The organism is Acidobacteriota bacterium (genome assembly GCA_028874215.1).
GTDB lineage: Bacteria > Acidobacteriota > UBA6911 > RPQK01 > JAJDTT01 > JAJDTT01.
In genome coordinates this window covers 124,620-145,548 of sequence record JAPPLF010000101.1, presented here as the reverse complement: position 1 = coordinate 145,548, position 20,929 = coordinate 124,620, and the positions used below count along the sequence as shown (strand labels likewise).

Annotated in this window: 21 protein-coding genes; 12 read left to right on the top strand and 9 right to left on the bottom strand. The window is 62.0% G+C overall.

Features of this window, described 5'->3' with window-relative positions:
* Positions 1-37: 37 nt before the first annotated feature.
* From OXT71_21300 to OXT71_21250, 11 genes are all read left to right on the top strand, one after another.
* Complete coding sequence (locus tag OXT71_21300) at positions 38-1,207, top strand: dihydrolipoamide acetyltransferase family protein (protein ID MDE2928930.1); 1,170 nt, start codon at positions 38-40, stop codon at positions 1,205-1,207.
* Between the two features lie 93 nt (positions 1,208-1,300).
* Positions 1,301-2,506 carry a hypothetical protein gene (locus OXT71_21295; GenBank protein ID MDE2928929.1) on the top strand — a complete coding sequence of 402 codons (1,206 nt, stop codon included), beginning with the start codon at positions 1,301-1,303 and terminating at the stop codon, positions 2,504-2,506.
* Positions 2,506-3,417 (top strand): CoA-binding protein, encoded by a 912-nt coding sequence (locus OXT71_21290; protein ID MDE2928928.1) that lies wholly within the window; start codon positions 2,506-2,508, stop codon positions 3,415-3,417. The genes OXT71_21295 and OXT71_21290 overlap by 1 nt, the downstream gene beginning before the upstream one ends.
* On the top strand, positions 3,401-3,634 hold the full coding sequence (locus OXT71_21285; protein ID MDE2928927.1) for a hypothetical protein: 234 nt from the start codon (positions 3,401-3,403) through the stop codon (positions 3,632-3,634). The genes OXT71_21290 and OXT71_21285 overlap by 17 nt, the downstream gene beginning before the upstream one ends.
* A 40-nt stretch (positions 3,635-3,674) precedes the next feature.
* Positions 3,675-4,652 (top strand): alpha-ketoacid dehydrogenase subunit beta, encoded by a 978-nt coding sequence (locus tag OXT71_21280; GenBank protein MDE2928926.1) that lies wholly within the window; start codon positions 3,675-3,677, stop codon positions 4,650-4,652.
* A 5-nt stretch (positions 4,653-4,657) separates the two neighbouring features.
* A complete protein-coding gene (locus OXT71_21275; GenBank protein MDE2928925.1) occupies positions 4,658-5,641 on the top strand; it encodes a thiamine pyrophosphate-dependent dehydrogenase E1 component subunit alpha in 984 nt (327 codons plus the stop codon).
* Positions 5,642-5,989: 348 nt separating this feature from the next.
* Positions 5,990-7,051, top strand: a complete 1,062-nt coding sequence (locus tag OXT71_21270; GenBank protein ID MDE2928924.1) for a hypothetical protein — start codon at positions 5,990-5,992, stop codon at positions 7,049-7,051.
* A gap of 23 nt (positions 7,052-7,074) precedes the next feature.
* Positions 7,075-8,220 carry a mandelate racemase/muconate lactonizing enzyme family protein gene (locus tag OXT71_21265; protein MDE2928923.1) on the top strand — a complete coding sequence of 382 codons (1,146 nt, stop codon included), beginning with the start codon at positions 7,075-7,077 and terminating at the stop codon, positions 8,218-8,220.
* A gap of 84 nt (positions 8,221-8,304) precedes the next feature.
* Positions 8,305-9,066 carry a DUF1295 domain-containing protein gene (locus OXT71_21260; GenBank protein ID MDE2928922.1) on the top strand — a complete coding sequence of 254 codons (762 nt, stop codon included), beginning with the start codon at positions 8,305-8,307 and terminating at the stop codon, positions 9,064-9,066.
* Positions 9,067-9,178: 112 nt separating this feature from the next.
* A complete protein-coding gene (locus tag OXT71_21255) occupies positions 9,179-9,748 on the top strand; it encodes a hypothetical protein (protein MDE2928921.1) in 570 nt (189 codons plus the stop codon).
* Positions 9,732-10,061 (top strand): transcriptional regulator, encoded by a 330-nt coding sequence (locus OXT71_21250; GenBank protein ID MDE2928920.1) that lies wholly within the window; start codon positions 9,732-9,734, stop codon positions 10,059-10,061. The genes OXT71_21255 and OXT71_21250 overlap by 17 nt, the downstream gene beginning before the upstream one ends.
* 66 nt (positions 10,062-10,127) lie before the next feature.
* Here OXT71_21250 and OXT71_21245 read toward each other — a convergent pair whose 3' ends face one another.
* From OXT71_21245 to OXT71_21230, 4 genes are all read right to left on the bottom strand, one after another.
* Complete coding sequence (locus OXT71_21245; GenBank protein MDE2928919.1) at positions 10,128-11,021, bottom strand: DUF4097 family beta strand repeat-containing protein; 894 nt, start codon at positions 11,019-11,021, stop codon at positions 10,128-10,130.
* Positions 11,022-11,096: 75 nt separating this feature from the next.
* A complete protein-coding gene (locus tag OXT71_21240; GenBank protein MDE2928918.1) occupies positions 11,097-11,462 on the bottom strand; it encodes a hypothetical protein in 366 nt (121 codons plus the stop codon).
* A complete protein-coding gene (locus OXT71_21235) occupies positions 11,459-11,983 on the bottom strand; it encodes a sigma-70 family RNA polymerase sigma factor (GenBank protein ID MDE2928917.1) in 525 nt (174 codons plus the stop codon). The genes OXT71_21240 and OXT71_21235 overlap by 4 nt, the downstream gene beginning before the upstream one ends.
* Before the next feature lie 64 nt (positions 11,984-12,047).
* Positions 12,048-12,491: a hypothetical protein gene (locus OXT71_21230; protein MDE2928916.1), complete on the bottom strand. Its 444-nt coding sequence runs from the start codon at positions 12,489-12,491 to the stop codon at positions 12,048-12,050.
* A gap of 159 nt (positions 12,492-12,650) precedes the next feature.
* Between OXT71_21230 and OXT71_21225 the strand changes: the two genes are divergently transcribed.
* Positions 12,651-13,418, top strand: a complete 768-nt coding sequence (locus OXT71_21225) for an MBL fold metallo-hydrolase (protein MDE2928915.1) — start codon at positions 12,651-12,653, stop codon at positions 13,416-13,418.
* 46 nt (positions 13,419-13,464) lie between these two features.
* Here the strand turns inward: OXT71_21225 and OXT71_21220 are convergent, their stop codons facing one another.
* The 5 genes from OXT71_21220 to OXT71_21200 form a co-directional block, all read right to left on the bottom strand.
* On the bottom strand, positions 13,465-14,268 hold the full coding sequence (locus OXT71_21220) for a hypothetical protein (protein ID MDE2928914.1): 804 nt from the start codon (positions 14,266-14,268) through the stop codon (positions 13,465-13,467).
* 1,401 nt (positions 14,269-15,669) lie between these two features.
* Entirely contained in the window at positions 15,670-16,749 is a 1,080-nt protein-coding gene (locus tag OXT71_21215; protein MDE2928913.1) for an ImmA/IrrE family metallo-endopeptidase, read from the bottom strand.
* A gap of 323 nt (positions 16,750-17,072) precedes the next feature.
* Complete coding sequence (locus OXT71_21210; GenBank protein MDE2928912.1) at positions 17,073-17,639, bottom strand: transposase; 567 nt, start codon at positions 17,637-17,639, stop codon at positions 17,073-17,075.
* A 26-nt stretch (positions 17,640-17,665) separates the two neighbouring features.
* Complete coding sequence (locus tag OXT71_21205) at positions 17,666-19,030, bottom strand: MFS transporter (protein ID MDE2928911.1); 1,365 nt, start codon at positions 19,028-19,030, stop codon at positions 17,666-17,668.
* Positions 19,031-19,039: 9 nt separating this feature from the next.
* Entirely contained in the window at positions 19,040-20,857 is a 1,818-nt protein-coding gene (locus tag OXT71_21200) for a tetratricopeptide repeat protein (GenBank protein ID MDE2928910.1), read from the bottom strand.
* Between the last annotated feature and the right edge of the window lie 72 nt (positions 20,858-20,929).

The window sequence follows — 20,929 nt, the reverse complement described above, 5'->3', positions numbered from 1 at the left end:
GGCAAATCTCCCTGGCAGAAACTACACTGGAGGGGATATGGAGACAATCCAATTGCCGAAGTTGGCCATCACCATGGAAGAGGGAACCGTGGTGCGATGGCTCAAACGGGAGGGCGACCCCATCGTCAAGGGTGATCCGGTGGTCGAGATCGAGACCGAGAAGGCCAATGCCGAGATCGAATCCACCTGCGGCGGGTACTTGAAGAGAATCGCCGTCAAAGAAGGTGAAACCGCTCCGGTGGAAGCCGTGCTGGCCTATATCGCCGGCGACGAAGCGGAATTGAATGCTCCATTCGAACCCGCCATTCCCGAGCCGAAGCCGAAAGCCCGGCCGGTTTCCACGAAGCCGTCCCCCAAGGCCCCGCCCCGGGTACCCGCGGCGAAACCGAAAGGCCCGGTTCGCGCCGCTCCGGCCGCCCGCCGTCTGGCGCGGGAACTGGGCCTGGATCTCGCCTCCATTCAGGGGAGCGGCCCCGGAGGACGCATCCTGCCGGCGGACGTTCATCGGGCGAAAGCGGCTGCCGCCGAACCGCCGAAGGACCCGCTTGAAAAGCGAAGGCCCGTCATCGCCACCCTGGCCAAGTCCATCGAGTCGATTCCCCACATTCACATCTGCCGGGAATTGCCTGCGGATGGGTTGATGGCCGTCAAGCAACGCAACCGGGACGTCACCTACACGGAGATCCTGCTCAAGGCACTGGCGCTGGCGGTCGAGAAATCTCCCGTGTTCAAGACTTCACTCGTAGACGGCCGGCTCCACCAGCCGGACACAACCAGGCTGGGGTTCGTCGTCGACGTGGAGGACGCCCTGGTGATCCCCACCATCGAAGATCCGGCAAGCAAGTCGATCCGGGATCTGGCCGCCGAGGTGCGCGGCCTGACCCGCCGGGCCCGGCAGGGGACCCTGAAGCACGCCCACGTGAGCGGCGCCACGGTGAGCCTCAGCAATCTCGGAATGCATGAGGTCGACCTCTTCACGGCCGTCATCCCTTACGGCCAGGTCGCCGTGCTCACCACCGGCCGGATCCGATATCAGCCGTCCCTCCGAGAGGGATCGCTCGTTGAAGTCCCACGGCTGTGGGCGAACCTGACTGTCGACCACCGCCTCATCGACGGCGTCGCCGCCGCCAAGTTCTTGAAAACGCTGGCAAACTTGCTTCGGGATGGGAGCGGCGGTTTCCTAACCGGCGGACTGCCATTCACATAGCGAAAAAGAAAGACGGGGGGACTAACAGTCCCCCCTCCTACGCTTTACCCCCGCTCGGGACGCAAGCTAGAATGACGCGACCCGTCTGGCGCCATGAGACTTTACGAGTTTGAGTCGAAGCAGCTTCTGGCCCGGAGCGGGATCAGGGTTCCGCGATCTCAATTGATCACTTCAGCTTCCTCGGCTTCACTATCCGAAGACCTCCTCCCCGGAATCGTCAAAGTCCAGACCCTGACCGGAAAGCGCGCCCTCCGGGGCGGCATCCAGCCGGTCGACGACCTCGGCGGCATCAGGAGCTTTGCGCGGAAGTTCCTGGAGCAGGGATTCGGGGACGAACCCGTCGATCGCGTCCTCCTGGAAGAACGTATCGACTTCACCGAGGAATTCTTCCTGGGCATCACCTACGACAACCGGGCCCGGAAACCCCTCCTGCTCTTCTCCCGGCGCGGCGGCGCCAATATCGAAGAGACGGCGCGTTCCAACCCGGACCTGGTCAAGACCCGGTTGCTGCCGCCGGGCGGCGAGGTCCGCACCTATCAGGCGGTCGAATGGCTCTCCGCATGGGGCTTTTCCGGCAAGCTGTTGCTGCGCCTGGCCGGCTTGGTCAGCAAGATGGCCCGCCTGTTTCACCACTACGACGCCCTGCTTCTGGAGTTCAATCCCCTGGCCAGCACGGATACGCAGGAACTGGTGGTCCTGGACTGCCACCTGGACATCGACGACGATGCGCTGAAGCGCCAGTCGCTCGACTTCGAGGGGCTATCCAACCGGATGGAGGGGGTCCGGCAGCCGACGGAGTTCGAGCAGAAAGCCCGGGAGATCGACCAGCTCGACTACCGCGGTGTCGCCGGCAGGATGATCGAGTTCGGCGGCAACCTGGGACTCCTCATCGGGGGCGGAGGCGCCAGTCTCACCGCCTTCGACGCGGTGCGGAATTCGGGAGGGTCCCCTGCCAACTATTGCGAGATCGGCGGGAACCCGACGGTCAAGAAGGTGCAGGAACTGACCAAGCTCCTGGTGAGCCGGCCGGGAGTGGACAAACTGGCCGTGATTATGAACGTGGTCAGCAATACACGTTCGGACCTGGTGGCCCGAGGCGTGATCAAGGGGATGGTCGAGGCGGGCAAAGACCCCAGCCGGACCATTGCCGTATTTCGCCTCCCCGGCGCCGGCGAGGAAGAGTGCCGGAAGATCCTCGACCACTACGGAGTCCCTTTTTCCGGCCGGGAAGTGTCCATTGACGAAGCCGCCGCCCTGGCGGTGGCACGGGCGGAAACACCAACCGGACACCACGCCTGATGGGAATACTGATCGACCGCGGAACCACGATTCTGGTCCAAGGGATCACCGGTCGGGAAGCCAGTTTCTTCACCCGCGAATCTCTTGACTACGGCGCCCGGGTCGTAGCCGGAGTGACGCCGGGAAAGGGAGGCCAGGAGGTCTACGGAGTCCCCGTCTACGACTGTGTCAGGAACGCTCTTCGCAACCACCGCATCGACGCCGGCGTCGTCTCGGTTCCTCCCTTCGCGGTTCGGGACGCCGCACTGGAGTCCATCGAGAGCGGAATCCGACTCCTGGTCGTCATGACCGAGCGGGTCCCCCGGCGGGACGTCGCCGCCCTGCTGGACGCCGCGCGCGAGCATGGCGCCCGCATCATCGGTCCCAACAGCCTGGGGCTCATCTCTCCCGGCGAGTCCAAGCTGGGGGCCGTGGGCGGCAACGTGGAGAACACGCTTCGGACCTTCGCCAAGGGTCCCGTCGGAGTCATGTCCCGCAGCGGCGGGATGACGAGCGAGTTCGCCAATATCCTGGGTCAGGAGGGGCTGGGCCAGTCCACCTGCGTCAGCATCGGAGGCGATCCGCTGATCGGCTCCACCTTTCAGGACCTGTTCCCGTTGTTCGAGGAGGACCGCCAGACCCGGGCGGTCGCCCTCTTCTGCGAACCCGGCGGGATCATGGAGGAGGAGTTCGCCCGGTTCTATTCCTCCCGCACGAATCCGAAACCGGTGGTGGCCTTCATCGCGGGCCGATTCGCCGACCAAATGCCGGGCACGCGATTCGGCCACGCCGCGGTGATCGTCGAAGGGGACCGCGGCAGCACCCGGAAGAAGCGGGCGCTCCTGAAGGACGCCGGGGTCCAGGTGGCCGACCGGCTGTCGGATGTCCCGAAATTCATCAAGGAATTACTGAGCCATGGGCATGTTCATTGAGGTCTCGGTCCGGGACCCGGGCTTTCTCGAGACCGGGGAGTCCCGCAAGCTGGTGTCGGCCTGCGCCGTGAACATTTTCGAGCCGGCGGAGCGTGGAGTGACCGTCAATCGCCATCAGGAGGACGAGTGCACGCTCTGCGGCCGCTGCCTGGAGGTCGGAGGCGGCCGGCTGGAGATCGTGAAGCTCTACGAGAAGGCCGGACGACAGACGGGATAGTGGCTTTCCCCCTGCGGCGAGGCGGGGGCGAGGGAAGAGCATGAGAGAGATCACCTACTCACAGGCCATCAACGAAGCGATTCGGGAAGAAATGCGCCGCGATCCGGACATCGTCCTCCTGGGCCAGGACATCGGCGTCTACGGCGGGACCTTCGGGGTCTACCGGGGCCTCTGCGACGAGTTCGGCGAGGACCGGGTCCGGGACGGGCCGCTCTCGGAAGCGGCCACCGCGGGCTTCGGAATCGGTCTCGCCGTAGCCGGCATGAGGGCCATCGTGGAGATCGAGTTCATGGACTTCTCGCCGCTGGTCCTGGACGCGGTGGCCAATCAGGCTTCCAAGATGCGCTATTTCTTCGGGGGCAAGGTCAAGGTGCCCCTGGTGCTGCGGATGCCCAGCGCCAGCAAGCTGGGCCTGGGCGCCCAGCATTCCCAGAGCCTCGAGTCGTGGTTCATGCACACTCCGGGACTGCTGATCGCCATGCCGTCGACCCCCTACGACGCCAAGGGACTCCTGAAGACCGCCGTTCGCCAGGACAACCCGGTCATCTTCATCGAACACGTCCGGCTCTACGCCACCAAGGGAGAGGTGCCCGAGGAGGAGTACAACCTCCCCTTCGGCAGCGCCCGGATCGTTCGCGAAGGTTCGGACGTCACCGTCGTCGCCATCGCCATGATGGTTCAGGAGGCGGTTCAATCCGCCGACGAGTTGGAGAAGGAGGGGATCAGCGTGGAGATCATCGATCCCCGCACCCTGGCTCCCCTGGACGGCGGCACCATTGTCGAATCGGTGAAGAAGACCGGCCGCCTGCTGGTGACCCACGAGGCCTACCGGACCGCGGGCGTCGGGGCCGAGATCGGACAGGTGGCTCTGGAGGGCGCCTTCGACTACCTGGTCGCTCCCATTCGCCGCGTCGCCGGCAAGCACCAGCCGATCCCCGCCGGACCATTGCAGGACGAGGTCTTTCCCGACCGCAACAAGTTGGCCGCGGCCATCAGGGACCTCATGGAGGAGGGATAGGAGTCATGACAGATCAGGCTCGACACGCCGCGGCCGTCAGCCCGGACCAGGCGCTGGGCTGGTATCGCCAGATGGTCCACATCCGGAAGTTCGAGGAGAAGGTGGTGGAACTCTCCGGGAGGGGACTGGTCAGCGGTTCCACGCACCCCTGCATCGCCCAGGAGGCGGTCTCCGTGGGCTGTATTTCCGCCTTGAACGCGGAGGACCTGGTGCTGGCCACCTACCGCGGACACGGCACCTTCCTCGCCCGGGGCGGAGACCCCAAGGCCGCCATGGCCGAGATCCTCTGCCGGGAGACCGGTTGCTGCAAGGGCAAAGGGGGATCCATGCACCTGTGCGACCCCGACATCGGCTTCCTGGGGACCAACGCCATCGTGGCGGCTCACATCCCCATCGCCTCGGGTGTCGCCCTGGCCAACCAGTTGAAGAAGACGAATCGGGTGACCCTCTGCCTCTTCGGCGACGGGGCCTCCTGTGAAGGCGCCTTCTACGAGACCTTGAACATGGTCGCCCTCTGGAAGGTTCCGGTGGTGCTGGTCTGCGAGAACAACGGCTACGCGATATCGGTCCCGGTGAAGAAGTCGTTGAGCGTGGCCGAAATCGCCACCCGCGCCCAAGGGTTCGACATGCCCGGCGTTTCCATCGACGGAAACGACATCGTCGAGGTCTACGAGACCACGAGACAGGCGGTGGAGCGGGCGCGCGAGGGCGGGGGGCCGACGCTGATCGAGTGCAGGACCGTGCGCTGGGAACGCCACAGCGCCCTCTCGGCCGGATTCTACGAGTCGCGCGAGGAGAGGAAACGCTGGCAGGTGGTGGATCCCATCCCCAGGTTCCGCACCGTCCTCACGGATCAGATGGCGATCCAGGCTTCGGTGCTGGAGGAGATGGAGCAGGAGGCGGAAGAGGCTGCCGAGGAAGCCGCCGAGTTCGCCATCCGGAGCCCCTTTACGGGTACGGCGCAACTCGAACAAGATATCTTTGCCTGACTGGAGGGGTTTGGAACGGCGGTTTCCAACCGCCGGGACGGGAATGGAGCGGCGGTTTCCACCCGCCGGGAGGGAAGGAACGGCGGTTTCCTAACCGCCGAACTCCGGTGTGGCAAACTTGGCGATGAAGACCGGGCAATTGGAAATCGTCCCTCCTGTAGGAGCGGCGGTTTCCTAACCGCCGAACTCCGGTGTGACAAACTTGGCGACGTAGACCGGGCGATTGGAAATCGCCCCTCCTGTAGGAGCGGCGGTTTCCTAACCGCCGAACTCCGGTGTGACAAACTTGGCGATGAAGACCGGGCAATTGGAAATCGCCCCTCCCGTTTCAAAGAAGGAGAACCTGAAATGGTTGCCCAGGAATCCTCCGGTCCGAGGGTGATTCTCTGCGGTGTCGGCGGCGTCGGCCGCAGAGTGACCCGTCTGTTGAGCGTCCGTCCCGGCTACCGGATCGTGGCGGCATACACTAGGAACCGGGACCTGGCGGGTCAGGACCTGGGCCGTCTGGCGGGCATCGAACCCAACGGAGTCATCGTCACCACCGACCGGGACGCCGCCCTGCGGCAGCCGGCCGACATCGCGATCGTCGCCACCACCTCGTTCCTGAGAGCGGTGGCGCCCGAGCTGCGGGCGGCGGCGGAACACAACCTGAACGCCATCACCACGGCCGAGGAGGCGGCCTTCCCCTGGCTGACCGACGAGGTCCTGACCGATGAACTGGACCGGCTGGCCCGGGAGCGGGGAGTGTCGCTCCTGGGGGTGGGTTTGAACCCCGGCTTCATTTTCGACGCCCTGCTGTTGACGGCCACCGGCCCGGCCTGGGATGCCCGCAGGATCCGGATCAGACGGGTGGTGGACGTCTCCCGGTTCAGCGCCACCATCCAGCGGCGGCTGGGCATCGGTTTCTCCCGGGAGAAGTTCGAGGCGGGGGTTCAAGCCGGAACCATATTCGGCCACATCGGGTTTCCCCAATCCTTTCACCTGGCCGCCAAATGCCTGGGCCGGACGCTGGAGGACTACCGGAAGTCGTTCGAGCCGGTCATCGCCGAGCGCCCGTTCTCCAATGACTTCCTGACGGTCCAGCCGGGCCAGACCGTGGCCTTCATCCAGCGGGACGAGGGGATCATCGGCGGAGAGCCCTGGATCGATTCCGAGTTCGTCGCCTTCATCGATCCCTCCGCCGGAGACTTCGTGGCGCAGGACTCGATTTCGATCCAGGGTTACAACCCGCTCAATCTGACGATCCGTCCCGGCTGCCAGCCGCAGTTGGGCTCGGCGGCCATGGTGGCCAATTCCATTCCCAAGGTGATTGCGGCAGAGCCGGGGTTCCGGACCGTGGCGGATCTCCCGCCCCTCTGTCCGCCGTTGACGCACAGCGACGGGTTGGCCGAAGCCGCCCGGAACTGGTGATGCAGGGAGATCGTCCGGCGGCCATGGACAAGATACGAACCATCCAAGTCATTCCCCTGATTCGGCGCCTGGACCGGGTCTTCAGCGGAAGCACCTACCAGATCGTTTCGCGCAACACCATCTACGCCCGAATCGAAACCGAGGGGGGAATCATCGGCGAGGCCTTCGGTGGGGACGAGGACATCCACCAGCAGAAGGTGGTCCAAATCGCCAACGATTGCCTGGCGCCCCGGCTGATCGGCGCCGGGATCTGGCCCGTGGAACCGCTCTGGCGAAGGATGTTCGACACCCCCGATCTGCCGCTGCACAATCGCGGCATCCACACCTTGGACATGATCAACCACGCCATCCTGATGCAGGCCATCGCCATCATCGACATGGCGATCTGGGACGCCGTCGGGAAGTCCCTGGGCAAGCCGTTGTGGCAATTGCTGGGCGGTTTTCGAAGCCGGGTCCCGGTGGTCGGGATCGGCGGCTACTACAAGCCGGGAGCGTTGGACGAGTTGGGCGAGGAGATTCAACTCTGCATCGATCTGGGCCTGGCGGGAATCAAGCTGAAGGTGGGGAAGGCTTCGGTCGACGAGGACATCCGCCGGGTGGAATACATTCGGAAGCATTTTGCCGAATCCTTCGTGGTCGCCTGCGACGCGAACCAGGCGTGGACGTTCGAGCAGGCGCACCGCTTCGCACAAGGCGTCGCGGACCTGAACCTGGAGTGGCTGGAGGAACCCGTCCGTTGGTACGACCAGTTGGAGGGGTTGAAGCGGCTGAGGAACTCGACCGCCATTCCCCTCGTCGCCGGGCAGGGGGAGATCTCCAAATGGGGCTGCCGGGACTTGGTCCTGGGCGGCTGCGTCGACACACTCAACGTGGACGCCACCATCGCCGCCGGCATCACCGAGTGGATGAGGATCGCCTCCTTTGCCGAAACCATGGACATCAACATGGGTCACCATGAGGAGCCTCAGGTCGCGCTTCACATGCTGGCGGCCATTCCCAATTCCACCTATGTGGAGATCTTCCATCAGAAGGAGCGGGACCCCATGTGGTACGAGCTGGTGGAGGACCTGCCCCTCATCGCCGATGGATTCATGTATCCCAACGAAGGTCCGGGACTGGGCTGGCACTACAATGCCGAGGTCATCGATCGATATGGCCAGCCGGCTTAGCGTGCAGTTCTCTCCGACCCGGTTGGTCGCCTGCTTTGCAACGGTCGACAAGGCGCTGGTTCGAAGAGCCTCCCGTTCGGGACCATGACAGAAGTACAATTCCACAGCGGACTGGTCTGGGCGATTTTCCTGATCGCTGTCGTGACCTTTTCGAGCCTGTTGGTCCTGGCTGCTCCCTACGGCCGGCACTACTCCGGGAAGGGCTGGGGCCCGCACATTTCGAACCGGGCCAGTTGGGTCCTCATGGAGCTTCCGTCGTCAGCTCTCTTCCTGTGCGTTTTTCTCTCGGGATCAGCCGCATACCAGACAGTTCCGCTGGTTCTTCTCGGAGTCTGGCAGTGTCACTATCTCAACCGGACGTTTGTCTATCCTCTGCGCATTCGGACCGCGGGGAAGAAAATGCCTCTTCTGGTGATGGCCTGCGGCTTCGTTTTCAACTCGATCAACGCGTACGTCAACGCTCGGTTCATATCGGAGTTCGGCCAATATGGGTCCGAATGGCTGGGAGACCCGAGATTCCTGGGCGGTCTGGTGTTGTTCTTTGCCGGTCTGGCCCTGAACGTCCACTCTGACGGCATCCTCGTACAATTGCGCAAACCCGAAGAAGCCGGATACGCGGTTCCCCGGGGTGGCGCCTTCCGCTACGTTTCGTGTCCGAACTACCTCGGAGAGATCGTAGAGTGGGCGGGCTGGGCGCTTGCCACATGGTCGCCGGCTGGACTGGCCTTCTTCGTATACACCGCAGCAAACTTGATCCCGAGAGCGCGCAGCCACCATCAGTGGTACCGGGAGCGATTCTCCAACTACCCGGCCAGCCGGAAATCCCTGATTCCAGGCCTGATCTGATCGTCGCCGGCAAGAATCAAGAAAAAGATTGACAGAGCCCACATAAACTCTGTAATGTAGAGTAACTCTGCATTACAGAGTTACTTGATGACCCTGGACTGAGGAGGAATCCATGGCCGACAACACGCAAATCAAGGAAGACCTCGCATATGTCCGCGCCGTCGCCGAACGGTCGAAGGGGGCGCATGTTCCCGCCATCTATCTGCTGTGGGCGGTGATCGGGCTATTTGGTTTCGCGCTGGTCGACTTCGTAGACGACAAGAAGTGGATCAGCATCTACTGGCTCTTCGCTGGACCGATCGGAACGGCCCTTTCGATGTGGCTCGGCGCCAAGGCCGACCGGGACGCGGGCGCCACCAGCCGTGACGCAGGAATTCGTGCCAGCCTGCACTGGCTGTCGTTCATGGTGGCCGGCTGGCTTGGTTTAGCGCTGGTTTTCGCAGATCACCTCACATGGCGTGGTTTCGGATCCCTGTGGGTGCTGCTTCTGGCACTGACCTATTTCCAATTCGGGCTGCATTTGGAACGGCGATTGTTGCCGATTGGAGTCTTGATAGCCGCCGGGTACCTGGTCACCGTCTGGGTGCCGAACTACGGCTGGACCGCCACCGGAGTGGTGCTTGCCATCGCCCTCGTGACCGCAGCCTTCCTGGGAGCGCCGAAAAGTGAAACTGCCGGCTGACCCGGACCTACCCAAACTGGATGAGCTGGAACTGCTCAATGGGCTCCTGGAGCACCGCGTGCGTCTGGCCATCTGCGTCCTGCTCTCCAAGTACGACGCCATGTCGTTTACCCGCCTCAAGCAGGTGCTGGGCGAGACGGACGGCAGCCTCGGAGCACATCTCCGCAAGCTGGAGAATTCCGGCTACCTGGATGTGGAGAAGGCGTACCGCAACCGGAGACCGGTTACCTGGTACCGGATCAGCACCCGCGGACGGACCCACCTGAAACGGCACCTTGCCGTCCTGACGCAACTGATCGATCGAGCCGAATAGCAGTGGCTGACGCCTCTCTTTGCCCACATCGCCGACCGGAGGCCGCTTGGCGGGCTTCTTTGGGAGTCACTCCAATTTGGAAATCCGAATGCTGCCGTTGACGGTGGAAAGTCTTATGGGCGGTCCGCCCCCTCCGAGTTGGCCTTCCAATTTCTTCCCGATTTCGCCCTGAACCGTAAGCGGAAAATCGGTTGCAATGGATCCGTTGGCAGTCCGTGCGACTACATCCGCATGGGTCTGGGACGGCAAGGTCAGACGAACCGAGCCGTTCTTGGTATTCAACGCCACCTCACCGTCCGGCGAGGCGGAAAAACTCGCTCGGACCCTTCCATTCTTCGTCTTGGCCTGAAGGCGTCCTCGGATATTCTGAATACGAATCGAGCCGTTCTTCGTCTGAGCTTCGAGAACACCGCTGGCGCCGTCAATTTCGATAGCGCCATTCACGGTTTCAGCCTCCAAGGAACCCTTGCCTCCCTGGACCTGAATCCTACCGTTGGTGGTGGAATAGCGCTGCTTTCCCTCCAGACCGGACGCGTAAACCCGCCCATTGGAAGACGTCGTCTCCACGTTCATCCTGCGCGGCAGCTTGATTTCATATTGGACAGATGCGGAACGGCCCCACCAACTCCAGTGATTGGGCCAAACGGTACGGATCGTCAAGGTCTCTCCCTCGTGAATCCGTTCGACTTTGATTTCTTTCAGGATCCCCTTGTTCTCTTCGTTCCGCCACCCCTTGACCCTCTTGGTCACCTTCAACTGAATCTCACGCCTGTCCCAAGCTTGCAGGTGAATGCGCCCGTTTCTGTTTTCCAGTGAGAGGTTCCGGAGGGCGGTTGCAGGATAAGTGTACTCAGAAACGTCGGTCTGCTCGAAACCCGCTGCCTGCCAGCACGCAGCCGCTGACAGCAGGAGGAGAAGACCCAGTGACACACCCGGACGTGAGTGGTGATTGGAAATCATGTTCGTAACTCCCAGCTCGGCTTCTGATTTGCTTTGGACGCGGCTCTCCAACCGGACGACGTCACACGACAAGCGTCAACTGTCACGAATCGAGACCTGAGTCCAAAACAACAGGACGGTGAGGAAGCCCGCGGCGAGACCCAGCATCTGCGACCAAGACACGCTCGTCTGGGCAAGCGGCCGGATGGCCTCCAGACCGGAAGTTGCGTCGGTCCACCAGAAGGTCATGAGAGCCGCGACAGTGACGACCATTAGAATTTCCGACCAGGTTTGAATCGTTGCCAGCTTCGACTGTCTCCGGTTGTACTCACCGATTCTTGCCATCAGCAGGATGAATTCCCGGCTGGGGACCCGATCGCGTTGCACCGCGATCTCGGTTTCGAAGGTCGCCCGAAGAAGAGCCTCGAGATCTTCGTCGCGCCGTGCCCAAGGCTCAGTCATGAGTTCGCTCCCCTGGCAGTTGGGTCAGAGCGGGTCAGGTACTCCGAAAGCTTTCTCCTGGCCCGAAACGCCAGGACCCGCACGCTTCGCCTGTTGAGACTCATGATCCTGGCGACCTCCTTGTGGGAGAACCCCTCCGCGTACAGCAACCAGAGCATCTGCTGCTCGCGCATTGACAACGTTCGGAGCCCCTCGCGCAGGGCGAGAACATCGGCAATGTTCGCAGTGGGCCTGGTTGCCATGACTTGGCGTTCCGGTCCCTCCAGCCTGTTGCGCTTCTGCAAACCGCGACCGTGGTCCGCGATAGCGTTCGACGCGATCCGGTACAGGTACGCTCGCGCCGCGGGCGCGTCCGGAGTCTTGGCCATGCGGCTCGCCAGAAACTTGACGTAGGTGATCTGGAACAGGTCGTCGACCGAGTCCCGATCGCTGCAATGCCGGAGAAGATAAGCGCGGATCGCTGCTGCCGTGGCATCGTAGAAACGTCTGAACGCATCGTCCTTCGATCCGGACTGCTCCATCACTCCCAGACTTGTGCGGCGGCACGCGCTAAAGGCTGCCCACGTCTGCGGATACGCGCATGTCTCAACGCCCGTAAGTCTCGGCGTCGCCGCTACCATTATCGTCACGCTCTTCCGTGCGCCACATGACGTAGGTGGACACCGCAAGGGCAACACCGACCGCCCCTATGATGACGGCAGGGATCAGGAGATCGTCGTCCACCACAAGTGCCAGGACAAAGAATCCGATGCCCATGAACGTCAGAATCGAAGCCGGGACGAACAGTCCCTTCCATTTCTTGGACGGTTTTTCCCTCTCCAACGCAAGCGCGCTGGCGAGCTTTGATCCCGCGGGTGCCTGGATCGCCTGGGCGAAGGCTTCGCCCGTGGAGAACTTGTCGATCATCCGGCGGATTATTTCCGCCCGTTGCTCCTGCGCTCTCCTTCGAGTCACATGGCTGAACCAAAGGATGAGCACCACCATGGCAAAGACGCCAAGCGGTACAAGTGTGTTTTGCAACATCCACATTCCTGCCTCCTTTCGGACTTACTTATATGACGTTCGAACCTGGGGAGTCGTTAACTTTTTTCGTAGTCGCCGCCCCGAATTCACCTCGACGAACCAGAACAGCTGCGTCCGGACCTGAAGTTGGGGATTCAGACAGGGACGCGTTACGATCAGCTACCGATGGGACGCGAAACGTCACGGTTCCGAAGGTGGGCACTTGCCGCGCTGGCTGGTGTAGTCCTTCTGGCAGTTGTCCTGGTAGCGGCCGTTCTCGCCGTGTTCCGCTTCGGCGCCTTGCCTCTCGACCACGGGACAATCTTGGGCGGCGGCCGCGTCGAGGCGGTGGTGGAAGAACTGGGTCCGGTGGCCATCGGGTCGTACCTGATCACCCTGGAGAACGGCGGCTACGCCCTCGTGGACGCCGGAATGGATTCGGAAGCCCTCGCAATCCGGACCGTCCTGCAGCGCCGAGGCGCCCAGGCCCGGGACGTGAGGTTCATCTTCGTGACCCACGCTCACGGAGACCACATGGGCGGACTCCCGTCGTTCCCCGATGCCGAGGTCTACGCCATCGAGGCCGATGCAAAGGCCATTCGCCGCGCGCGTTCACGCACCGTCCAAGGGCTGGCGGACGGCGACGTGGTCAAGGCATCTGGCACGTCGGTTGAGGTATTCGCGATACCGGGCCACACACCGGGCAGCGCCGCCTACCTGGTGTATGGCGTTCTGTTCGTGGGGGACAGCGCTGCTGCGGCGTATGACGGTTCGGTCCAGGCGAATTGGCTCTTCTCCGAGGATGCAGAGTCGAACGAGGAATCCCTTGCTGCCTTGGCGCGCCGCCTGGAACGCAGAGCGGACGACGTGCAGCAAATTGCATTCGGCCACCAAGGGCCTGTGGACGGTCTCGGGCCTCTTCTCAAGTGGGCATCCGATCGCGCGCGGCGGTAGGGACAGCGATCTTAAGGAGTGGCCGGGTCGTGCCCCGCCAGGAACCTCAGCCCACTTGCTCCCCGTTGTTGAAGGTGACCGCTTCCTGGTTGCCGTCCTCGTCGCGATGGATCCAGCGCCCGTGCATCTTCCCCTCAAAAAAGGAGCCTTCCTGGACTTGACCGTCAGGGAACCGGAGAACCCAGCGCCCGTGGTGTTGCCCGTTGACATAAGGACCTTCCTGGATGCTCCCGTCGTCCCAGTGCTCAACCCAGTGTCCGTTCCGCTTGCTATCGACGTACGGGCCCTCATGAACCCCCCTGCCGTCCATCCAACGTTCGACCCAGTGCCCATGCTTCTTCCCATGGACACGGGGGCCTTCATGGACGCTCCCGTCCGGAAGGCGTTCGACCCACTGGCCGTGTTGTCGATCTTCCACAAATGGGCCGCCTGATAGGTTGTCGTCCGTGCCGCGAAAGACCCAGTTCCCATGGCGCCGACCCTCAACGAAGGGGCCTTCATGGGCGTTTCCGTTCGAATCGAAGCCGAACCAGTTGCCGTGCTGTTTTCCTTGTTCGAAGCGTCCGAATGATTCCAGGATCATGTGGCCACTGCCGGAGAACCACTTCAGGTAACCTGGTCCTTGGGCCACGTCTCCGTCACACCCTCCCGACCAGGTCCTGGCTTCATCCGGGATGAGGTGTGAGATCCAAACGTAGCATCCCGGCTGGTTGGACAACTCCATCCAGCACGACGACCTTGGGGGCTTTCCCTGGCACCGGTCCTGCTCGGATGGAAATTCTTGTTCGCCGATCAGTCGAGGGACGGTGATCAAGAAAAGAATGGCAAGAAGCGAGAGGACTCTTGGCATGGTCTCTCTCCTGGTTTCTCAGTTCGCTCGGGCGAGGTTCAATTACATTCAATACTATCAGAATCCCACTTGGCAGCCGCTGTACCGGTGCGAGGAATGAGGAGGATTGCCCGGTCGTCAGTCCGCCTATCTGGCTTTCTTTTCGGGAGAGTCATCGGCATCCGGATGGCGAAGCATCCGATTCGGCACCGTCAGCATGAGCAGTTCAGCGCCGAGCGGTAGCGTACGAACCTGAGTCGGGGACGGTCGTGTACATGGCTTGGCATGTTCGGATGTCATGGAATCTATCCAGTGCCATGTGCCCGACCCGCGTCAAGCACATCTCGTCGAAGGCCTCCATGGTCCGCTTGGCCACGAAGTCTTGCCTGTTTGAACACGGAGTCCGTGGCATGTTAGCGTCGAACAAAAGGTTCCCTCCTGATGACAAGAGTGCCAGGAGTGCTCTCTCCGGTAACGGAGTAGTCAGGGGGGTCATCATTTTGGGTAAACATTGGATTCCCGACGCACTGCGACATTGATGCGATCATACTGAGGACCAATTGAATCGCGACTGTCCCCTTCTGTCTCAGTGAGCCCCTTCTTCTCATTGCGCCCTTGCATCGCGCACTGAGATATCCAAGTTGACGATTTCACAGGCTTTTGGGAAGGGAATGAAATGGCTAAAGTGCTTTCATTTTGCGTGCAGATTTTGATCCCCGACGGTGAACAACCAGAAGGTCTGAGAATTATTGAGAAGCCAGGCTGGATCGGGTGTCACCTGAGTGCCTTGAAAAGGGGACAGTCACGTCCGTGACCTGCGGTCGGCATCTCGTGCCGGGTCAGACGCCTCCTCCCGATTTGTATGAGTGTTCGGATCGAGACTCATCTAAGGTTTCCGAGAGAAACTTCGAAACCCGGACATCCTTCCTCCCAATGAATCAAGTCGTCTTGAGACCTCGTGTTGAGGGAGGAAGACCGACCTGTCGCTCTGCCAAACTCGCAGGGCATCGACCAGCAGGGATGTGGCGCAGGCTCCGGCAATGGCCAACTCGTCAACGACCCAAAGTACGCCGTGGACGCGAAGCCCCTTCTCGGTAGCGACTCTGCGGAGCAGACCGTCGCCCGTCAGCAAGATCCCTCGGTTAGCCAGTGCGGTAACAAGACAGAAGCAGTCGTTTGCAGAAAGTGCACGGTGCTGCTCCCTGAGTGCGAAGGCATGCTCTATCTCGGCGGGTGTCAGGTCATGGGTGATCATGCCGTGTTCGTCGAGGCGCTTCCATTGCCGTTGGGAGAAGTCGAGGACTTCCGACGCGCGGACGGGCAATGGGACCACGAGTCGGTACGGCAGTTTGGAGAGGACTTCCAGCAACCCCCCTTTTCGGAGGTCGATCAGGCACGAAGCGTCATTGCCAATGACACACGTCACTGGATAGCTGGACCGCTGATCTGCCGCTCGACCGTATCGAGGGACTCGTTGAGAAGAGCAGCCGCACGGACCGGCGAGATCAGCTCTTCACCGACGGCGCGCCAGACAAGTCGCTTGAAGCGTTGGGGCTTCTCAAACGCCGCGAATCCTTGATCGGGGAGAATAGGTTCTGGTTCTTTTTTCCGCCAGGATCGGGCGAAGGTTCTAAATGCGCGTTCGACCGCAGCAGGACGCAGGATCCCGACTTGACCGAGGCGGACCAACATGGCCGCCGCGGAGACGCCGTATGTGTGCTTGAGGTCGATAATCTCGTAGGAGGTGACACGGTGACGGTTCCCCCCCGCTTCCTCGAGGAGATGTCGGCCCGGGACAAGGAAGGCCCCTGCGAATCGGTTCATTGCCGCCTCCAGCTTGATGGCGGTGTTTCTGGTGGAGCGGATGATCCTGTGTGCGAGTTCGTGGGCCAGGGTGAAGCGTTTTCGCTCCACGTTCGTCCGCTTGGATACCGCTATCGCCTCGGCGACGGGCCTGCCGCCTCTCATGACGCGGCACGCCAAGCCGTTGATACGCTCAGGGAGGTCGACTTCGACTACCTTGATCCCCTTTTCCTCCAGGAGAGCACAGAGGCTGGGCAGCGGATCCATGCCGAGGTCCCACGCCTTGCGAAGTTCATCGGCTTTGTCGTCGATCTGATCTTCGCTGGAGACGCTGTCGTTGCAGAGGTCCCCGAAAGAGTCGCCCGTGGACGGTATGCCGAGAACTTCCTCGATGGTCAGATATCGCTCGAGGTTGTCGATCAGGACGGCCTCGGCCCTGGCGCGATCGCGAGCCGGGGTGCTGAAGCGTTTACGGAACTCAAGCCCGTCGAGCGCCTCGACCTGCGCGCTCATGAGAAAATCCAGCGAGACATCGAGTGTCCTGGCGAGGCCGACCAGAACCGCCGAAGAGGGCATCATCTTGCCCGCTTCGTACTTGCTGATGGCCTGCGCGGTGATCTTGGGGTCCATCCGCTCGGCAAGCGACCGCATGGAAAGGCCAGCTCGCTTACGGGCGAGCCGAAGTCGTCTTCCAAACATTCCGTTCACGCCTCCCGTGTAAACTCATAGTTGACAATCTATCGAAATAGATTGCTATTTGTCAACCTAGAGTTAACGAAATATGGTTTTCCAAGGGGCCGTGGGTGATCACTGCATTTAAAGAACAATGGCTGAAACAGAGGAGGCAAGTATGGTCGTTGATCCAGCCTGGGTTGAAGCGAAGAACCACAAAAACCCAAAAACCTGACTGTCCCCTTCTCGCTTTCTCAGCGACGCGTCCGAGCGACTTTCAACAGTTCCCGGTACGCTCGCTGGGGACGCCCGCTTCGGCTATTTCACATGTTCGTACAACGCCGCTTTGCTCAACGTCGGCGATTTCGAGAGTTGGTCATACGTTGTCGGGCCAACCGGAGAAGCGTCTGGGTGACGGCTTGAGCCGGATCGGACGACAACTGGGAATCCGGCGGATAGTCAGTGGGGCTTTCCACGGTCGTGGCGTCGGCTTGACGCTTGCGCACCCGTTCCAGTCCTTGGCGGGCGGCTCGCTGGTCCAGGAGCCGGTTGATCCGCTGCCAAGTGGCGGGCTGGATGCGCCCGATGTTCTCCCGCAGGCGGGAAGCACTGAGGGTTTCGTGCCTGGGCAGACAGGCGAAGCGGCGAAAGCTCTGAGAGTCAATCAAGTGAAACGCCAAGTCGGTGTAGGAAAGATGATGCCAGCTCTTTAGGATAGCCACGCGCAGCACCTGCTCGGCGGACAGACTTGGAGCCCACTGGCCTGAATTGGCGGTGTCACACAGATCCTTCGAAACCAGATCCAAGATCGCGGTGTCACCGTCGAAGATCTTGGAAACAGCTTTCAGCTCTCGGATGAGTCGGGGATCGGGCCAGAGGCCTGAGAACAGAGATTGATTTTCCTGGTCTCGACGCATGGTTCGTGTCCTCGGTAATTCGAAAGTCATTCGATGTCGTTTGTTTCTCGCGGATAGACTGACCCGGCGTTTCCGGAAACGCTCCCACCCGGATGCTTCAACTTCCGGATCGGCACCGTCAGCATGAGCAGGGCCGCCGCCAGCGGAAGCGTTCCGATCAGCCAGAACACGAGGCTGTAGAGCTCCATATCGATGAAACGGCCAATCAGGCTCTGGACGACGACGGCGCCGATGGTGCCGGCGCATCCCGCCATGCCGAACAAGGTGCCCACCGAATGGGCCTCCGTCAGGTCGGTGGCCACGGTCTGGACGTTCACCGACCAGATGGCGAAGGCCATGAAGACGACGCACATCAGCAAGATGATCAGGTAGGGATTGGTAACCGTGTTGACCAGGATCCCCAGCGGTACCAACAAGGTGCCTCCCAACATGCAGACCTTCCGGGTCTTCGGGATTCCCAGGCCGCGCCGGATCAGAGAGGTGGAAATCCAACCGCCCAGCAGCAGACCCAGGTCGTTGGCCAGGAACGGGATCCAGAGCAGCCCGCCGATCATCTCCATGCTGAATCCGCGCTCCCGCATCAGGTACTCGGGCATCCAGAAGAGGTAGAAGTACCAGGTCCCGTCGGCCAGCGAGCGCGCTCCCAGCACCGTCCAGACCCCTCGATAGCGCAGGAAGTCCCGGACCCTCATCCTTTCACCGGTGTCGTCCTGGACCGCCTTGGCCGATTCCCGGAGATATTCCTGCTCCTCTTCCGTCAGCCGTGGATGTTCTTCCGGTTTGCGGTAGATGAAGGTCCACGGCAACAGCAGCAGGAATCCCAGCAGTCCGGTGATCAGGAACATGGCGCGCCACCCGACATTCAAGGTGAGCCAACTGATCACCGGCGGACCCAGTAGCGCACCGATGCCCAGACCCAACAGCATGATGCTCACGGGCTTGCCCCGGTCGCGGGGGTGGAACCACTCCGAAATGGCCTTGACGCCGGTGGGGAAGAACCCGGCTTCACCCAGGCCCAACAGAAAACGGTAGGCGCAGAGGGAGTAGAGACCCTGGGTCAGGCTGTGGAGGCAGGCGGCGATGGACCACCAGGTGACGGTCAGGTAGTAGCTGACCCGCGTTCCCAGGAAGTCGGCCAGCTTGCCGCCGAAGCCGTAGGAAAAGGTGTACGCGACCAGGAAGACGTTCACCACCAGCGCGTAGTCGCTGGCGCTCAAGCCGAATTCATCCCGGACCAGGGGAGCCACGATGGACAGGGTGATGCGGTCCAGGTAGTTGACGATGCCGCCCATGAACAGCATCCCCACGATCCACCAGCGGACCGGAAGCCTCCGGACAAGGGACCGGCCGGGAGACCCCGGAGAATGGGGAGTTCCTAATGCGAATAGCATGAAGTGTCCTTACTTGCCGCTTCGTTTTTTCATTGCGGCCAGGGCCTCCCGAGCGGCTTCGGCCTCCGGAGACATGCCCAGTTGACGGTACGCGTCCACCAGGACGGCGAGGGCCTGCATCGCCGTCGCCGAGGATCGCTCCAGCCGCACCACCTCTTTCAGGTGGATCACGGCATCCTTCCGGCGGCCCGCGTCCAAATAGGCTCGCGCGGCAATCTGGTGCGCCCGCGATTTCCCTCCTCTCATTCCGGCCAGGAGCTGTGCCCGCCGCCAGAGCGCGTCCGGATCGGGGAGTTGGGCGTACGCGAGAAGAAGAGCCCGGTTCGCGTCCGGAGTGTCTTTCGGAGCCTGGCGGAGATGGCTCTCCAGCTCCTTGGCAGCCTCCTGGTACCGGCCCAACGCCAGCAGAGTGAGTCCCAGCCAGTAGTTCAACTGAGGCGTGCCGGGGGCCAGCTCCCTTGCCTTTTGCAGCGAGGACAGCGCGCCTTCGAATTGAGACGTGAGATAGAGGTCCATGCCCAGGAAAAAGTGGGCCGTCGGCAGTCTGGGGTCCAGGCGGATGGCGGTCCGAAGCCGTGCGATCGCTGCCTCCAATCGATTCCCATCATGCAGAAGCAGTCCCAGATTCATCTGTGCTTCCGCGAAACCGGGCGCTACCCGGACGACCTCGAGGTAAGCCGCTTCCGCTTCGGCGTGGTCCCCCCGTTTGTGGGATTCGACCCCTCGACGAAACGTCTGGAAGACGGGATTGTCCGAGTCCAGGCGCCGCATCTCGTCGGAGCCGGTATCTCGAATCAGCAGGCTGTCCGCGGGTCTCGCCTCGGCCTGCCGCAGTTCCTCCGATTTTTGAAGTTCCACTCGTGCCTTCTCAGTCTCTCCTGTCCGGTTGTACAAGAGGCCCAGGGTGTAGTGGGCCTGGCGGTAATCCGGGTCAAGACGAATGCTGTGCTGCAACAGTTCTTCCGCTTCCTGGAACCTGCCGTCCTTCAGAGCCAGGCGGCCCAGGGCTGCATGAGCATGGGAATGATTTGGGCGCAGGTCCACGATCTCGCGATAAATCTCTTCCGCCTTCCCCAAATCTCCTTCGCTCTCGCGGATCTTGGCCAGGTAGAACCTGGAGTTGGCTGAAGTGGGAACCAGGTCGAGGCTTCGTCGAAGATGCTTCGCGGCCTCCTCGATCCGTCCCGCCTGGAACAAGTAGTACCCGAGAGAGAAGTGGGTCTGACCGCTGGAGTCTCTCGCCACGGCTTGCTCCAGAACGTCCAAGGCGCCCTTGACGTCGCCTCTCGCGTGGAGACAAGCTGCCAGCAGGGGGGCGTGCGGCTGGTCCAGTCGGTCCGGGTCCTGAATCCGGCGGAGAGCCTGGATCGCTTCCTGGTAGAGGCCTCTCCCGTACGCCTCCTCCGCCAGTTCATACAGGACGGGGTCCGTGGCCGCCCCTTTCAGGGCCCTGAAGAAATAGGGGTCCGACTCCTCGGGAGGGCCGGTCTTCTGCTTGGCCCGCCAGATCCAGAAAAGAGCCTCACCAGAGTCGGGGACCCGTTTCAGAGCGTTCTCCAAGGGACCGGCTGCTTCGCCGTGCCGACCGGACTCGACCAGGGTCTTCCCCAGCAGAATGAGCGCGCCGGCGTTCTCCGGCTCCTGTGTCAGCAGGTGTTCGAGAACCGATCGAGCCTGGGAAAAGTCTCCCCGTGCCAGCGCCGTGCGGGCCTCGTCCAAGCGGTCACTCGGGGGCGGCGGGGAAGGGAGGGCGCGCTGCCCCGGCCAGAGCAGGAGTCCGGCCAGAATCAAAAAGGAAGAGACTTGACGAACCGAAAGGTCTGGCATCCTTTAACGTGGCGGTCCGGGCCAGTCTACTACGGGGGCGCGGTCCATCCCACCGGACGCCGGGAAATCCGG

Bases quoted from the DNA above. Each gene is read 5' to 3' on its own strand.
- OXT71_21300 (MDE2928930.1), top strand. From the start codon at position 38: ATGGAGACAATCCAATTGCCGAAGTTGGCCATCACCATGGAAGAGGGA.
- OXT71_21295 (MDE2928929.1), top strand. From the start codon at position 1,301: ATGAGACTTTACGAGTTTGAGTCGAAGCAGCTTCTGGCCCGGAGCGGG.
- OXT71_21290 (MDE2928928.1), top strand. From the start codon at position 2,506: ATGGGAATACTGATCGACCGCGGAACCACGATTCTGGTCCAAGGGATC.
- OXT71_21285 (MDE2928927.1), top strand. From the start codon at position 3,401: ATGGGCATGTTCATTGAGGTCTCGGTCCGGGACCCGGGCTTTCTCGAG.
- OXT71_21280 (MDE2928926.1), top strand. From the start codon at position 3,675: ATGAGAGAGATCACCTACTCACAGGCCATCAACGAAGCGATTCGGGAA.
- OXT71_21275 (MDE2928925.1), top strand. From the start codon at position 4,658: ATGACAGATCAGGCTCGACACGCCGCGGCCGTCAGCCCGGACCAGGCG.
- OXT71_21270 (MDE2928924.1), top strand. From the start codon at position 5,990: ATGGTTGCCCAGGAATCCTCCGGTCCGAGGGTGATTCTCTGCGGTGTC.
- OXT71_21265 (MDE2928923.1), top strand. From the start codon at position 7,075: ATGGACAAGATACGAACCATCCAAGTCATTCCCCTGATTCGGCGCCTG.
- OXT71_21260 (MDE2928922.1), top strand. From the start codon at position 8,305: ATGACAGAAGTACAATTCCACAGCGGACTGGTCTGGGCGATTTTCCTG.
- OXT71_21255 (MDE2928921.1), top strand. From the start codon at position 9,179: ATGGCCGACAACACGCAAATCAAGGAAGACCTCGCATATGTCCGCGCC.
- OXT71_21245 (MDE2928919.1), bottom strand. From the start codon at position 11,021: ATGATTTCCAATCACCACTCACGTCCGGGTGTGTCACTGGGTCTTCTC.
- OXT71_21240 (MDE2928918.1), bottom strand. From the start codon at position 11,462: ATGACTGAGCCTTGGGCACGGCGCGACGAAGATCTCGAGGCTCTTCTT.
- OXT71_21235 (MDE2928917.1), bottom strand. From the start codon at position 11,983: ATGGAGCAGTCCGGATCGAAGGACGATGCGTTCAGACGTTTCTACGAT.
- OXT71_21230 (MDE2928916.1), bottom strand. From the start codon at position 12,491: ATGTGGATGTTGCAAAACACACTTGTACCGCTTGGCGTCTTTGCCATG.
- OXT71_21225 (MDE2928915.1), top strand. From the start codon at position 12,651: ATGGGACGCGAAACGTCACGGTTCCGAAGGTGGGCACTTGCCGCGCTG.
- OXT71_21220 (MDE2928914.1), bottom strand. From the start codon at position 14,268: ATGCCAAGAGTCCTCTCGCTTCTTGCCATTCTTTTCTTGATCACCGTC.
- OXT71_21215 (MDE2928913.1), bottom strand. From the start codon at position 16,749: ATGTTTGGAAGACGACTTCGGCTCGCCCGTAAGCGAGCTGGCCTTTCC.
- OXT71_21210 (MDE2928912.1), bottom strand. From the start codon at position 17,639: ATGCGTCGAGACCAGGAAAATCAATCTCTGTTCTCAGGCCTCTGGCCC.
- OXT71_21205 (MDE2928911.1), bottom strand. From the start codon at position 19,030: ATGCTATTCGCATTAGGAACTCCCCATTCTCCGGGGTCTCCCGGCCGG.
- OXT71_21200 (MDE2928910.1), bottom strand. From the start codon at position 20,857: ATGCCAGACCTTTCGGTTCGTCAAGTCTCTTCCTTTTTGATTCTGGCC.